Source organism: Citrobacter sp. CK194 (assembly GCF_030333395.1).
Classification (GTDB): Bacteria; Pseudomonadota; Gammaproteobacteria; order Enterobacterales; family Enterobacteriaceae; genus Citrobacter_B; species Citrobacter_B koseri.
This window is the reverse complement of sequence record NZ_JAOWGA010000018.1, coordinates 342,106-356,469: the sequence shown is the minus strand read 5'-3', so window position 1 is coordinate 356,469 and position 14,364 is coordinate 342,106. Positions and strand designations below refer to the sequence as shown.

13 protein-coding genes and 1 other RNA gene are annotated in these 14,364 nt (G+C 52.7%); 7 read left to right on the top strand and 7 right to left on the bottom strand.

Annotated elements, in window-relative coordinates; genetic code table 11:
• Window positions 1-24: 24 nt before the first annotated feature.
• The 6 genes from tdcB to garL all read right to left on the bottom strand — a co-directional run bounded on the left by tdcB (window position 25) and on the right by garL (window position 6,194).
• Window positions 25-1,014 (bottom strand): bifunctional threonine ammonia-lyase/L-serine ammonia-lyase TdcB, encoded by a 990-nt coding sequence (gene tdcB / locus OGX80_RS13420; RefSeq protein WP_012135254.1) that lies wholly within the window; start codon window positions 1,012-1,014, stop codon window positions 25-27.
• A 103-nt stretch (window positions 1,015-1,117) separates the two neighbouring features.
• The gene (gene tdcA, locus OGX80_RS13415; RefSeq protein ID WP_047461068.1) at window positions 1,118-2,056 is read right to left on the bottom strand and encodes a transcriptional regulator TdcA; all 939 of its coding nucleotides are present in this window, start codon (window positions 2,054-2,056) and stop codon (window positions 1,118-1,120) included.
• Window positions 2,057-2,851: 795 nt separating this feature from the next.
• Window positions 2,852-3,230: RNase P RNA component class A (gene rnpB, locus OGX80_RS13410), an RNA gene on the bottom strand.
• A gap of 32 nt (window positions 3,231-3,262) precedes the next feature.
• Window positions 3,263-4,408 carry a glycerate 2-kinase gene (garK, locus tag OGX80_RS13405; protein WP_047461065.1) on the bottom strand — a complete coding sequence of 382 codons (1,146 nt, stop codon included), beginning with the start codon at window positions 4,406-4,408 and terminating at the stop codon, window positions 3,263-3,265.
• A gap of 96 nt (window positions 4,409-4,504) precedes the next feature.
• Complete coding sequence (garR, locus tag OGX80_RS13400) at window positions 4,505-5,395, bottom strand: 2-hydroxy-3-oxopropionate reductase (RefSeq protein WP_012135258.1); 891 nt, start codon at window positions 5,393-5,395, stop codon at window positions 4,505-4,507.
• 28 nt (window positions 5,396-5,423) lie between these two features.
• Window positions 5,424-6,194, bottom strand: coding sequence for a 2-dehydro-3-deoxyglucarate aldolase (gene garL, locus OGX80_RS13395; protein WP_024130976.1), 771 nt, complete (start codon window positions 6,192-6,194; stop codon window positions 5,424-5,426).
• A 409-nt stretch (window positions 6,195-6,603) separates the two neighbouring features.
• Between garL and garD the strand changes: the two genes are divergently transcribed.
• Complete coding sequence (garD, locus tag OGX80_RS13390) at window positions 6,604-8,175, top strand: galactarate dehydratase (RefSeq protein WP_012135264.1); 1,572 nt, start codon at window positions 6,604-6,606, stop codon at window positions 8,173-8,175.
• 59 nt (window positions 8,176-8,234) lie between these two features.
• Here the strand turns inward: garD and OGX80_RS13385 are convergent, their stop codons facing one another.
• Window positions 8,235-9,044, bottom strand: a complete 810-nt coding sequence (locus tag OGX80_RS13385; protein WP_012135265.1) for a DeoR family transcriptional regulator — start codon at window positions 9,042-9,044, stop codon at window positions 8,235-8,237.
• A 249-nt stretch (window positions 9,045-9,293) separates the two neighbouring features.
• Here OGX80_RS13385 and kbaZ point away from each other — a divergent pair, with 249 nt between their 5' ends.
• The 6 genes from kbaZ to nagA are packed head-to-tail and all read left to right on the top strand — an operon-like array spanning window position 9,294 to window position 14,321.
• Complete coding sequence (kbaZ, locus tag OGX80_RS13380) at window positions 9,294-10,589, top strand: tagatose-bisphosphate aldolase subunit KbaZ (protein ID WP_115181079.1); 1,296 nt, start codon at window positions 9,294-9,296, stop codon at window positions 10,587-10,589.
• An 18-nt stretch (window positions 10,590-10,607) separates the two neighbouring features.
• Complete coding sequence (gene agaV, locus OGX80_RS13375; protein ID WP_012135267.1) at window positions 10,608-11,081, top strand: PTS N-acetylgalactosamine transporter subunit IIB; 474 nt, start codon at window positions 10,608-10,610, stop codon at window positions 11,079-11,081.
• 10 nt (window positions 11,082-11,091) lie between these two features.
• Window positions 11,092-11,871 carry a PTS N-acetylgalactosamine transporter subunit IIC gene (gene agaW / locus OGX80_RS13370; protein WP_115181078.1) on the top strand — a complete coding sequence of 260 codons (780 nt, stop codon included), beginning with the start codon at window positions 11,092-11,094 and terminating at the stop codon, window positions 11,869-11,871.
• Entirely contained in the window at window positions 11,861-12,739 is an 879-nt protein-coding gene (gene agaE / locus OGX80_RS13365) for a PTS N-acetylgalactosamine transporter subunit IID (protein WP_049008850.1), read from the top strand. The genes agaW and agaE overlap by 11 nt, the downstream gene beginning before the upstream one ends.
• Before the next feature lie 17 nt (window positions 12,740-12,756).
• Window positions 12,757-13,191, top strand: coding sequence for a PTS galactosamine/N-acetylgalactosamine transporter subunit IIA (gene agaF, locus OGX80_RS13360; RefSeq protein ID WP_049008851.1), 435 nt, complete (start codon window positions 12,757-12,759; stop codon window positions 13,189-13,191).
• Entirely contained in the window at window positions 13,188-14,321 is a 1,134-nt protein-coding gene (nagA, locus tag OGX80_RS13355) for an N-acetylglucosamine-6-phosphate deacetylase (RefSeq protein ID WP_115181077.1), read from the top strand. Before agaF ends, nagA begins: the two co-directional genes overlap by 4 nt.
• Window positions 14,322-14,364 lie beyond the last annotated feature (43 nt).

Here is a 14,364-nt window from a genome sequence, read left to right as displayed (position 1 = left end):
CAACGAAAAGATTAATAGCCGGGTTTAAGCGTCAACTAAGCCCGTAATTTGCGATACACGAGAAAGATCGATATTGCCGCCAGAAATAATGCTGACCGTTTTTCTGTTCTGGATATAGCTATCTAATTTCCCGCTTAATAATGCGGCACATGCCAGTGCGCCAGCGCCTTCAGTGACGACTTTATTGCGCTGAATTAATGCAATCATGCTGTTACGAATTTCATCTTCGCTGACCAGGACAATGTCATCCACTAATTCACGAACAATCTCATACGTTAAATTACCCGGGCGAGAAACATCACAACCATCCGCCAGGGTGCCGGTCGTTCGGTGAGTGGTTATTTCTCCTGCATGATAAGATGCCGCCATGCCGTGTACGTTTTCGGACTGTACGCCAATAACTTTAATTGTCGGGTTAATGGATTTAATAGCAATCGCGACACCGGCAATCAGACCGCCGCCGCCAATTGGTACAATGACGTTATCGACATCATACAGATCTTCCATAATTTCCAGGCCAATCGTTCCCTGCCCGGCAATCACTTTCGGATCGTCATAAGGTGGAATAAAAATGCGGCCTTCAGTCTCAACAATTTCGCTCACTTTGGCGATGGTATCGTTGAAGTTGTCACCGTGCAGCACCACTTCAGCGGAGTAGTCGCAGGTGGCCGCCACTTTGGACTTCGGCGCGCCTTTCGGCATCACGACTTTGCCGTCGATACCGAGCATCGCGCAGGAGAGAGACACCCCTTGCGCATGGTTACCGGCAGAGCAAGCCACCACGCCTTTACGTTTTTCTTCTTCCGTTAATGAACTGAGTTTGTTAAACGCACCGCGGATTTTAAAAGAGCCCGTGCGTTGCATATTTTCGAACTTAAGGAATATTTCGCCTTTGCAGCGCTCGCTGAAATAGTTAGAGCGCGGCATACCTGTTTTATAAATTTTCCCCGCAAGTCTTTTTTTCGCTTCGAGGATATCTTCAATCGCAACCGGGAGATCGTATGTAATATGCATTATAACCTCTTAACCTGGGTATTAAGGTAAAATAAATAGTCAGTACCAACGTCCGATATTCAGACAGATGGCATCAGTTTTTGATTAAATTAAATTTAATCCGTTACTTAATTTCTATTAATTGCTTTCGTCTGCAACCATTATAAGATGAATATTCTTTGGCTAATTCCACCAAAACCGATGCTGCTTTTTTAATCCGATAGTTTTTAGACCAGATCGCGGCATAACGCGCGACCGGTAAATCTTCCTCTACTGGAATCGTAATAAACTGGTTTGAACCGAATGGAGATGTCATATCGCAGGGAATGACGGTCAGAAAATCAGCATTGAGAACAAGATTATAAATAGTGACAACGGAATCTGTTTTAACGATGTTTTCACTGCTGATGCCATTTCTTTGTAACGTGGTGAGGAGTTCGCTGTAGTAGCCCATATTCGTTTGTGGCAACACCCACTGTTCGTTCTGCAACGATTCCAGTGTGGTGATGCCGGTGCATGTTCGGGACTTACTGGCCACCAGGACAAACTCTGACTCAAAAAGCGGTTCCACGTGTAGATCCTGTAGTTTCATCTCATCACTGAGCGTGCCGATAGCGAAATCCAGGCGTCCGTCGCGAATCGCGGGCAGGAACGAGGAGAGCTGCGCTTCATACATCGACACCTGCGCTTTTGGGAACACCTCTTTAAATTTATGAATCATGTCAGACATAAAGGTAAAGCCAATCAACGAAGGAAAACCAAACGAAACGTCGACCACCGTGTTGCAGGTCATGCTGTTCATCTCGTTCACCATGTTTTTCATTTCACGGGTGATGGATTCAGACCAGGTAAGCAGCACCTGACCTGCGCTGGTTAACGTGACACCGGTATTTTTGCGAACGATTAACTCAACGCCAAAATAGGCCTCAACATCATTGATAATTTTACTTACAGCAGGCTGAGTTAACCCTAACTCTTTTGCGGCAGAACCGATAGAACCACTTCTAATGACTTCCTGAAAGACCACCAAGTGCTGTGTTTTAGGGAGAAGAATAGTATTCATATCGACCTGCACTAATTACTTTGTTGACGGCATGAAGTGTACCAAATAAAGGTTACATGGTTATGTGCGACTACTCACAAATTAACTGACCTTACATTTTGTAAGCTTATTTTTTAAAAAATAAACCATTTATTATCAACAAGTTGAAAGAACACGACTGCACTTTATCATGATTTTTGTCAAAAAATCATGAGGGGATAACAATATTTTATGGCGATAACATATGCGTTTCATTCGCTATTTTACAAATTCGGGAAAGACGATAATTCAATCAATTATCGCATAATTAACACGCAGATTTACGTTTAAATTTAACGGACAATTAATCAAAAATAAGTACAATTACGCCCTTATTGGGATTAAAGATTGTGGCATATCACATTTTTTCTTCTTATTTGTTTGTAAAAAAACATTACACACACGAATATTTAATTCATTTAATACACGCCATTATCATTACCAACAATATATTAACACTGTGATTGTCAATTTTTGTAGCGCGTAATTTTGTGATAGCGATCAACTGCCAATCTTTTATCCGGTTAAAAAATCACCACACAGCGTTTTGTGTTAGTGGTCACAGAACAAGAAATATCTTTTGGCGGGGAGATTATGTTACGCAGCGCGATCGGGCACCTTCTGCGGGGAATCCGCCGGATGGCGACGCTCACGCGTCTTATCCGGCCTACCAAAGCGCTCTGCCACAGGCCTGATAAGCGCAGCGCCATCAGGCAGTACCGGGAAACCCAAACGCTATGAAAGTAAAAACCCGCCGAAGCGGGTTTTTACATGAAGAGGTGAAACTGACCGATAAGCCGGGTTCTGTCGTGGACAGTCATTCATCTAGGCCAGCAATCGCTCACTGGCTCAAGCAGCCTACCCGGGTTCAGTACGGGCCGTACCTTATGAACCCCTATTTGGCCTTGCTCCGGGTGGAGTTTACCGTGCCGCGAACTGTTACCAGCCGCGCGGTGCGCTCTTACCGCACCCTTTCACCCTTACCTGATCCCGCTTGCGCGGGCCATCGGCGGTTTGCTCTCTGTTGCACTGGTCGTGGGCTTGCGCCCCCCAGGCGTTACCTGGCACCCTGCCCTATGGAGCCCGGACTTTCCTCCCCTCCGCCCGTCTCCCCCGAAAGGGACGACGACGAAGCGGCGACTGTCTGGTCAGCTTCGGCGCGCAGTATAGAGGGTTTGCACGCCATTGTCACCCTGCACTACGCATTCCTATCGCCAGCGTTGCGGCGATGTTTCGCGAGGCGCGGTAGATATTATCAAACGCGCCGCGAAAGGCTTCATCCAGCGTGCCAATGCGGGTAAGCACGCTGAACACGGCATCAATGCCATGCTGATGCACCACTCCCACATCATGCGTCAGACTCCCCGCGATCCCAATCACTGGCTTATGATACTTTTTCGCCACACTGGCGACGCCTATCGGTACTTTGCCGTGAATACTCTGGCTGTCGATACGCCCTTCGCCGGTGACGACTAACGCGCAGTCGTGGATGTGTTCTTCCAGATTGAGCGCCGTGGTGACTATCTCAATGCCGCTGCGCAACTCTGCGCCGAGGAAAGCCATTAAGGCCGCCCCCATCCCGCCAGCCGCGCCCGCGCCGGGGACATTTTCCACATCCACGCGCAGCGACTTTTTAATCATGTCGGCATAATGAGCAAGATTGCCATCCAGTTCATGAATGAGCTTTTCGGTCGCGCCTTTCTGCGGCCCAAAGATTCGCGACGCGCCATTTTCGCCCGTCAGTGGATTGGTCACATCGCAGGCCACCCGGATAGCACACGTTTTTAAACGCGGATCGAGACCAGAGACATCAATCGAATTCAGGCTGTTCAGGCTGCCGCCGCCGTTCCCAATTTCAGTACCGTTCGCATCCGTTAATCGGGCGCCCAGCGCCTGCACCATGCCCGCGCCGCCGTCATTGGTCGCGCTGCCGCCAATGCCGATGATAATGCTTCTGGCGCCGTGCTCCAGCGCATGCAGGATCAGCTCTCCGGTGCCGCGCGACGTAGTAATCAACGGATTACGCTTTTCTGGCGGAACTAACGCCAGCCCGCTGGCCGCCGCCATTTCAATAAACGCGGTGCTGCCGTCCCCGGACATGCCCCAGTTGGCCATGACGGTCTCCCCCAGCGGCCCCGTCACAAAAGCGGTATACTGCGTTCCATGCGTGGCGGCAATCATGGCTTCGACCGTTCCCTCTCCGCCGTCAGCGACCGGGATAGAAACATACTGCGCATCGGGAAAAATTTCCCGGAATCCTTTTTCTATCGCCTGCGCAACTTCAGCGGCAGAAAGGCTTTCTTTATAAGAGTCTGGGGCGATTACGATTTTCATAGTTGTAGCCTGTTACTGCACAACGCCGGATGGCATTTCACTTATCCGGCCAGGGTCATAGGCCCGGACCGCCGCGCGCGACCGGGCATGACGTCATTAGCGAGCGATTTCCACTTTCGCCAGTTTTTCGTAGTAGCAGGCCAGGGCGCTATGGTCGGCCGTGCCCAGACCATCGGCACGTAGCGCCTGCATCATTTCCATCACGGCGGCGGTCAGCGGCAGTTGCGCGCCTACGCCATGAGAGGTGTCCAGCGCATTCGCCAGATCTTTAATATGCAGATCGATGCGAAAGCCCGGTTTGAAGTTCCGTTCCATCACCATCGGCGCTTTCGCATCCAGCACGGTGCTACCCGCCAGACCGCCGCGAATCGCCTGATACACCAGATCCGGGTTCACCCCCGCTTTGGTCGCCAGCGTCAGCGCTTCAGACATGGCTGCGATGTTCAGCGCGACAATCACCTGGTTAGCCAGTTTGGTCACGTTGCCCGCGCCGATATCACCGGTATGCACCACGGAACCGGCCATTGCTTTTAGCAGATCGTAATATTTATCGAAAATCGCTTTATCGCCGCCAACCATCACCGACAGCGTGCCGTCGATCGCTTTCGGCTCGCCGCCGCTTACCGGCGCATCCAGCATATCGATACCTTTTGCTTTCAGCGCGTCGCTGATTTCACGGCTTGCCAGCGGAGCGATAGAGCTCATATCGATCAAAACGGTGCCTGGCTTCGCGCCTTCAATAATGCCGCCTTCGCCCAGCGCCACTTCTTTCACATGCGGCGAGTTCGGCAGCATGGTGATAATCACATCGCACTGTTCGGCAACGGCTTTTGCCGTGGTTGCGGTTTCTGCGCCTGCGGCAATAACTTCGGCAATCGCGTCAGGGTTACGGTCAGAAACCACCAGCGAGTAACCGGCTTTGAGGAGGTTTTTGCTCATTGGTTTACCCATGATGCCCAGGCCAATGAAACCTACTTTCATCGTCATAATCTTCTCTCTTTTGTTTCAGTGGTGGTTATTTCTTAAAGGCGTCAGCCAGCTTTTGCGTGGCGGAGCGGAACACGCCCAAATCGCTCCCTACGGCAACGAACGTCGCGCCCCATTCCAGATAACGGCGCGCGTCGGCTTCGACCGGCGCCAGAATGCCGCACGGTTTACCGTGGGCTTTGGCGCGGGCAAAGATATGCTGAATGGTTTTCTGTACTTCCGGGTGAGAGGCGTTACCAAGATGACCTAACGCCGCAGCCAGATCGCTTGGGCCGACAAAAATACCGTCAACGCCTTCAGTGGCCGCGATAGCATCAACGTTATCCACCCCCTGCTGGCTTTCGATCTGCACCAGAATGGTGATGTTCTTATTTGACTGGGCAAAGTAATCCGGCACGGTGCCAAACATATTGGCGCGATGGGAAACGGAGACCCCACGGATGCCTTCCGGCGGATAACGCGTCGAGGCCACGGCGCGAACGGCTTCTTCTTCCGTCTCGACAAACGGGATCAGGAAGTTATAGAAACCGATATCCAGCAGACGTTTAATGATGACCGGCTCGTTCGTCGGCACCCGTACTACCGGCGCGCTGGCGCTGCCTTTCAACGCCATCAGTTGTGGAATAAAAGTTGAGATATCGTTCGGCGCATGTTCGCCATCCAGCACCAGCCAGTCAAAACCTGCCAGCCCTAACACTTCCGTACTGATGGGGTTTGCCAGCGCGGACCAACAGCCGATTTGAATGCGTTGCGCTGCCAGCGCAGCTTTAAATTTGTTCGGGAAGATATCGTTACTCATCATTTATACCCTGGATGAATCATTATTTATTTCCGCAATTCCGGGAGATATTTCGATTTGCTCATCTAAGGAATTACGCTGATATTTTATCGATAGCGGATAATGAAAGTCGTGAATCAGTATAATCATACTTACGCCGCTAAACATTGTTGTATTGCTCAATTTTAATATTCACAATGAATAATATTTTGAGCATTTGCACAACGTCATGGGCGGTGATGCACAGATTTGTACATTACTCGCCCAGCGCCCGTACCATCGGGAATAATGGCCGATCGCGATCACATTTTTAAACAAAAACTCCTGGCATTCTTTATTTAGCAGCAACGTATTTTTAATTCCGACAATAAAAAGCAGTTGTTCTCTTTAACACATTTATTATCACCACCTGGCTGGAGAATACTGGACAATGGCCGATATCGAAATTAGACAAGAATCGCCAACCGCGTTTTATATTAAAGTGCATGACACCGATAACGTGGCAATTATTGTTAATGACAATGGTCTGCAAGCCGGAACGCGTTTCCCGGACGGTCTGGCGTTGGTTGAACATATTCCTCAGGGGCATAAAGTGGCGCTGGAGGCGATTCCTGCCCACGGCGAAATCGTGCGTTATGGCGAGGTGATCGGCTATGCCGTTCGCGACATCGCACGCGGCAGCTGGATAGATGAGTCGCTGGTTGAGCTACCGAAAGCGCCGCCGTTACACACCCTGCCGCTGGCGACGAAAGTGCCGGAACCGCTGCCGCCGCTGGAAGGCTACACGTTTGAAGGCTACCGCAACGCGGATGGCAGCGTCGGCACCAAAAATCTGCTCGGCATCACCACCAGCGTACACTGCGTGGCGGGCGTCGTGGATTATGTCGTGAAGATCATTGAGCGTGACCTGCTGCCCGGATACCCGAATGTAGACGGCGTTGTCGGTCTGAACCACTTGTACGGCTGCGGCGTGGCGATCAACGCGCCAGCGGCCGTGGTGCCTATCCGCACCATTCATAACATCTCGTTGAACCCGAACTTCGGCGGCGAAGTTATGGTCATCGGCCTTGGCTGTGAAAAACTTCAGCCGGAACGTCTGCTGGAAGGCACGGAAGATGTGAAAGGGATTCCGGTGGACAGCGCCAGTATTGTGCGTTTGCAGGATGAGCAGCACGTCGGCTTTAAGTCAATGGTCGAGGATATTTTGCAGGTGGCCGAACGCCACCTGGCGAAGCTCAACCAGCGCCAGCGTGAAACCTGCCCGGCTTCCGAACTGGTGGTCGGAATGCAGTGCGGCGGCAGCGATGCGTTTTCCGGTGTGACGGCCAACCCGGCGGTGGGTTACGCCTCGGATCTGTTAGTGCGTTGCGGCGCGACGGTGATGTTCTCGGAAGTCACCGAAGTCCGTGATGCGATCCACCTTCTCACGCCACGCGCGATTAACGAAGAGGTCGGCAAACGCCTGCTGGAAGAGATGGCCTGGTACGATAATTATCTTGATATGGGGAAAACCGACCGCAGCGCCAACCCGTCGCCGGGCAACAAAAAAGGTGGTCTCGCGAACGTGGTGGAAAAAGCGTTGGGCTCTATCGCAAAATCCGGGCAGAGCGCAATTGTGGAAGTGCTGTCCCCCGGTCAGCGACCGACAAAACGCGGTTTAATTTACGCCGCCACGCCCGCCAGTGATTTTGTCTGCGGCACGCAGCAGGTCGCTTCCGGGATCACCGTGCAGGTGTTCACAACCGGTCGCGGAACGCCATATGGCCTGATGGCGGTTCCGGTAATCAAAATGGCGACCCGCACAGAGCTGGCGAATCGCTGGTTTGATTTGATGGACATCAACGCGGGCACCATTGCCACAGGGGAAGAGAGCATTGAGGACGTGGGCTGGAAGCTGTTCCACTTTATTCTGGACGTCGCGAGCGGTCGTAAGAAAACCTTCTCAGACCAATGGGGGCTGCATAACCAGCTGGCCGTGTTTAACCCCGCGCCAGTGACCTGATGACGAAAAAAGGCCGGATGGGGATCGCATCGCCATCCGGCCTTTTACAGATAACTGAATTACGCGTTCACCAGAATCACTTCAATACCACTCTTGCGTAAACCTTCCAGACTGTCGACAGGAATACCTTCATCCACAATGATGGTATGAATACGCTGCGTATCAATGATCTTATGCAGACTGGAGCGGTTAAACTTCGTGGAGTCCGTGACGACAATGATGCGCTCGGCCACTTCACACATCCGGCGGTTAAGTCTGGCTTCATCTTCATTGTGCGTGCTGACGCCACGCTCTAAATCAATGGCATCGACCCCCAGAAACAACATATCGAAATGGTAATTCTGTAGCGACTGCTCTGCCTGGTCACCATAAAATGACTGCGACTGGCGGCGCAGATGCCCACCAGTCATCAGCAGTTCCACTCCCTCAGCTTCCAGCAATGCATTGGCGACATTCATGCCATTGGTCATGGCGATGATATCCGTATGCTGGCGCATCATGCGCGCGATTTCATATGTCGTGGTGCCTGAGTCAAGGATCACCCGGTGTCCGGGTTTAATCAGCGAAACCGCCGCCTGGGCGATACTGCGCTTTACAGCGGTATTGAGTGAACTTTTATCTTCCACCGAAGGCTCAATACCCGGAGTATTGCTGTCGCAAATTAACGCGCCGCCATACGCACGCACGGCAATCCCCTGTTTTTCGAGAAAAGCCAGATCGTTACGGATGGTCACGGTGGAGACGCCGAATAAGACGGAAAGATCGTTAACCTGTACGCTTCCCTGCTGTCGCAACCGCTGGATAATTTGCTCCCGCCTTTCACTGGTAGCGGTAATGCGCTTATCCGCAGAAGAATCAGTACTGCTCATAAAAAATCCTTTAATCAAATCTTTCGTTTCATTTCGATTTTTCTATTAACGCCTTTCTTTTACTGGAATGCAAGCCCCCATACCTGCAAGCCATAAGACGACGCATCGCTGAAACCTTTCATTATGTTTCTTTTGTGAAACAGATCCGAAAACCGATATCTTTCGTTTTATTTTTATAGCGTCTTGCACCAGTATCAGATGAAACAAAATGAAAGACACTTGTCTTAAGCATTCAACCTGGAGAGGAAAGTGAAACATCTAACAGAAATGGTGGAGCAGCATAAACGAGGGAACACAAATGGGATTTATGCCGTTTGTTCTGCGCATCCACTGGTGCTGGAAGCCGCTATACGTTATGCCCATGCAAACCATACCCCACTGCTGATTGAAGCCACATCTAACCAGGTTGACCAGTTCGGGGGTTATACCGGCATGACGCCCGCCGATTTTCGCGGCTTTGTTTACCAGCTGGCCGACTCACTTAATTTTCCACAATCACAGTTGATTCTGGGCGGCGATCACCTCGGCCCCAACCGTTGGCAAAATCTGCCTGCCGCCCAGGCGATGGCAAATGCGGATGATTTAATAAAGAGCTACGTGGCAGCCGGGTTTAAAAAGATCCATCTCGATTGCAGCATGTCCTGCGCCAACGATCCGATACCGTTAACCGATGAGATCGTTGCTGAGCGCGCCGCGCGACTGGCGAAGATCGCAGAAGAAACCTGCCGTGAGCATTTTGGCGAATCCGATCTGGTTTACGTGATCGGTACTGAAGTTCCGGTTCCCGGCGGCGCGCATGAGACATTGACTGAACTGGAAGTAACAACACCTGACGCGGCGCGAGCCACGCTGGAAGCGCATCGTCATGCATTTGAGAAACAGGGACTAAGCGCCATTTGGCCTCGCATCATCGGGCTGGTTGTACAACCGGGCGTTGAGTTCGACCATACGCATATCATTGATTACCAAACGCAAAAAGCCATCGCGTTGAGTGCAATGGTAGAAGCGTATGACACGCTGGTGTTTGAAGCGCACTCCACGGATTACCAGACGCCACAGTCGCTGCGCCAGTTGGTGAAAGATCACTTTGCGATTCTGAAAGTCGGCCCGGCCCTCACCTTTGCCCTGCGCGAAGCGTTATTCTCGCTGGCCGCAATTGAAGAAGAGCTGTTACCCGCCAAAACCAGCTCTGGTCTGCGCCATGTGCTGGAAAGCGTGATGCTCGATCGCCCGGAATACTGGCAGAGTCACTACCACGGCGACGGCAACGCACGCCGCCTGGCGCGTGGTTATAGTTATTCCGATCGCGTTCGCTATTACTGGCCGGATCAGCAGATTGATGAGGCGTTTGCACGGCTGGTTCGCAACCTGGCGGATGACCCTATTCCACTGCCGCTCATCAGCCAGTATTTGCCGCTACAGTACGCCAGAGTGCGCGAAGGGGATCTCAACGCAACGCCGCGAGAGCTCATTATCAGCCACATTCAGGACGTACTACAGCAGTACCACGCCGCCTGCCAGGGCGTTACATCCCAAAACGCATAACAACGAAGAGGAAACGCTATGCCAAACATTGTATTGAGTCGAATTGACGAACGTTTAATCCACGGCCAGGTCGGCGTGCAGTGGGTTGGGTTTGCGGGGGCAAATCTGGTACTGGTCGCCAATGACGAAGTGGCTGAAGACCCGGTACAGCAAAACCTGATGGAGATGGTGCTGGCGGAGGGGATCGCCGTACGTTTCTGGCCGCTGCAAAAAGTGATCGACAATATCCATCGCGCTGCCGATCGACAGAAAATTCTGCTGGTCTGCAAGTCGCCAGCGGATTTCCTCAAGCTGGTGGAGGGCGGCGTTCCCGTAACACGTATCAATGTAGGCAATATGCACTATGCCAATGGCAAACAACAAATTGCCAAAACGGTTTCTGTCGATGCTAACGATATTACGGCATTTAATGGCCTGAAAACCGCCGGTGTCGAATGCTTCGTACAGGGAGTTCCGACAGAACCCGCTTTGGATCTCTTTAAACTACTCTGAGGGATTCACAATGGAAATCAGTCTGTTGCAGGCTTTTGCGTTGGGTATTCTCGCCTTTATCGCAGGCCTGGATATGTTCAACGGGTTAACGCATATGCACCGTCCGGTGGTGCTTGGGCCGCTGGTCGGCCTGATTCTGGGCGATCTGCATACCGGTATTTTGACGGGTGGTACGCTGGAACTGGTGTGGATGGGCTTGGCGCCTTTAGCTGGCGCACAGCCGCCAAACGTGATTATCGGCACGATCGTGGGAACGACGTTTGCGATTACGACCGGCGTGAAACCCGATGTCGCCGTGGGTGTCGCCGTACCGTTTGCCGTCGCCGTACAAATGGGGATTACCTTCCTGTTCTCAGTGATGTCTGGCGTAATGTCCCGCTGCGACCGTATGGCGGCTAACGCTGACGCCCGCGGCATTGAACGAGTCAACTATCTGGCGCTGCTGGCGTTAGGCATCTTCTACTTCCTCTGCGCCTTCCTGCCGATTTACTTTGGGGCGGAACATGCGAAAACCGCCATTGATGTGCTACCGGAACGTCTGATTGACGGGCTTGGCGTCGCAGGCGGCATTATGCCTGCTATCGGTTTCGCCGTACTGCTGAAAATCATGATGAAAAATGTCTATATCCCCTATTTCATCATCGGTTTCGTTGCCGCAGCCTGGCTCAAACTTCCGGTGCTGGCCATCGCCGCTGCGGCTCTCGCAATGGCATTGATTGACCTGCTGCGTAAATCTCCTGAACCGACTCAACCTGCGGCACAGAAAGAGGAATTCGAAGATGGCATCTAATCAAACCACGCTACCAAACGTCTCCGACACTGACGAGACGCTGCTGTCCGGCGTAAACGAAAACGTCTATGAAGACCAGAGTATCGGCGCTGAACTGACGAAAAAGGATATCAACCGCGTGGCCTGGCGTTCCATGTTGTTGCAGGCTTCCTTTAACTACGAGCGTATGCAGGCATCTGGCTGGCTGTACGGTTTACTGCCCGCCCTGAAAAAGATCCATACCAACAAACGCGATCTGGCGCGTGCAATGAAGGGCCATATGGGTTTCTTCAACACCCATCCATTTCTGGTGACGTTTGTGATCGGCATTATCCTCGCTATGGAGCGCTCCAAGCAGGATGTGAACAGCATTCAGAGTACCAAAATTGCCGTTGGCGCCCCGCTCGGCGGAATTGGCGATGCGATGTTCTGGCTGACATTGCTGCCCATTTGCGGCGGTATTGGGGCCAGTCTCGCACTGCAAGGTTCTATCCTCGGCGCCGTCGTCTTTATTGTTCTGTTCAATGTGGTTCACCTCGGCCTGCGTTTTGGCCTGGCGCACTATGCTTATCGGATGGGGGTCGCGGCCATTCCGCTTATCAAAGCGAACACCCGGAAAGTGGGTCATGCGGCGTCTATCGTTGGGATGACGGTGATTGGCGCGCTGGTGGCAACCTATGTTCGTCTGAACACCACGCTTGAAATCAAGGCCGGTGATGCGGTTGTTAAATTACAGGCCGATGTTATCGATAAGCTCATGCCCGCGTTTTTACCGCTGGTCTATACCCTGACCATGTTCTGGCTGGTACGCCGCGGCTGGAGCCCGTTACGCCTTATTGGTATCACCGTCGTTCTGGGTGTAGTCGGTAAATTCTGTCACTTCCTGTAAAGACAAAGAGGTTTGAGATGTTAGGCATTATTTTGACGGGGCACGGCGGATTTGCCAGCGGGATGGAAAAAGCGATGAAGCAGATCCTTGGCGAGCAGTCGCAATTTATCGCCATCGACTTCCCGGAAGCATCAACGACCGCGCTGCTCACCTCACAGCTTGAGCAGGCCGTTGATGAACTGGACGACCGGGAGGATATCGTGTTTCTGACTGACCTGTTGGGCGGTACGCCTTTTCGGGTGGCATCAACACTGGCGTTACAGAAACCGGGACGGGAAGTGATCACCGGCACGAATTTACAGCTCCTTCTGGAGATGGTGCTGGAACGCGAAGGATTAACCAGCGAAGCCTTTCGCCAGCAGGCGCTGGAGTGCGGGCATCGCGGCCTGACCAGTCTGGTGGATGAGCTGGGGCGCTGTCGCGAAGAAAACGCCATAGAGGAAGGGATATGAGCCAGTTGCTGCGCGCCCGACGCGTGTTGACCGAGCAGGGCTGGCTTGATGATCACCAACTCCGTATCGAGAAAGGCGTTATTGCGGCAATAGAGCCCGTTCCCCCAGGAATCACAGTGCGTGATGCAGAGCTACTGTGCCCGGCATATATTGATACGCATGTTCACGGTGGCGCAGGTCTGGATGTCATGGACGACGCGCCGGAGACGCTCGATAAACTGGCGTTGCATAAAGCGCGCGAAGGCGTGGGAGGTTGGCTTCCCACGACGGTCACTGCACCGTTGGATGCTATCCGCAATGCGCTGGAACGTATTGCCCGACGCTGTCAGTCCGGCGGCCCCGGCGCGCAGGTGCTGGGTAGTTATCTGGAAGGCCCCTGGTTCACGCCGCAGAACAAAGGGGCTCATCCGCCTGAACTGTTTCGTGAATTGGATCTTGCCGAGCTGGACGACCTGATAGCCGTCTCACAGAACACCTTGCGCATCGTCGCGCTGGCGCCGGAAAAACCTGGCGCACTGCAAGCGATTCAACATCTCAAACAACGCGGCGTACGCGTCATGTTAGGCCATAGCGCGGCAACGTACGAACAGACCTGCGCCGCATTTGATGCCGGTGCAGACGGGCTGGTGCATTGTTTTAACGGTATGAGCGGATTACACCATCGGGAACCTGGAATGGTGGGCGCCGGGTTAACCGATACGCGTGCGTGGCTGGAGCTTATCGCCGACGGGCATCATGTCCATCCTGCGGCACTGCGTCTGTGCTGTGGCTACGCGAAAACGCGGGTTGTATTAATCACCGATGCGATGCGCGCAGCAGGTATGCCTGACGGGCAATATGATATTTGCGGCTACGACGTCGAAATGCGTGGCGGCATTGTACGCACCGCGTCCGGTGGGCTGGCGGGCAGTACGCTCTCGATTGATACCGCCGTGCGAAATATGGTCAAACACGCTGGCGCGACGCCAGAAGAAGCTATCCATATGGCCTCACTGCATCCTGCACGCCTGCTTGGCATCGATCGCCAGTTGGGATCGATCGAGCCAGGCAAATGCGCCAGCCTCATCGCGCTGGACAATGGCCTGCATCTCCAGCGTGTCTGGATTCAGGGGCAGCCCTTCGCCTTGTAGACCTTTCATTCTCTGTCATATTGGCCTTAGACGTAACGTCATG